We start from the raw sequence: 447 nt of genomic DNA, 5'->3' as shown, positions 1-447 counted from the left end.
GCGTTTCTACAATAATTGGCGTCGTTTTTTCCTACGTGCTAGTTTATTAAGTAATAGGAAAATAATATGAAGTAACTTTGGATAATAAAATTGCAGTGAAAGTGCTCAGAAGATTGGGTGCTTTTTTATTTTATTGAAATTATAAAGACCACTCAAGTAACTGAGTAGTCTAAGCACGGGAGGTGATTCCCAATTAAAATATAATAAATACTTTAATAAATAGAACAAAATTTAATACATTTATTGTTGATTGTACTGAGGTTCTTCAGATTGAATTTCTTGAAGACGTGGTTCAAGGCTATCAAGAACTTGTTGTGTTTGTTGGGCAGCCTGTTGATAAAGTTGCTTTGCATTTTGGTTATCAGTTGCTAAAGCAAAGGTTTCAAAGCTTGCCTGAGCACCTTTTAAACCTGCTAAAACGGTTTGAACATCTTTTCCTACTGTCAT

At 33.1% G+C, this 447-nt stretch carries 1 protein-coding gene; it reads right to left on the bottom strand.

Annotated elements, in window-relative coordinates:
• Positions 1–240 precede the first annotated feature (240 nt).
• Positions 241–447: a DUF1657 domain-containing protein gene (locus CHI06_RS29045; protein WP_095252077.1), complete on the bottom strand. Its 207-nt coding sequence runs from the start codon at positions 445–447 to the stop codon at positions 241–243.

The organism is Bacillus sp. 7884-1, from assembly GCF_002272245.1.
Lineage (GTDB): Bacteria > Bacillota > Bacilli > Bacillales > Cytobacillaceae > Neobacillus.
Note: the sequence above shows the minus strand (reverse complement) of the source record. Positions and strands in the feature narration are given on the sequence as shown.

Coding starts and splice junctions, on each gene's coding strand:
- CHI06_RS29045 (WP_095252077.1), bottom strand. CDS start 447: ATGACAGTAGGAAAAGATGTTCAAACCGTTTTAGCAGGTTTAAAAGGT.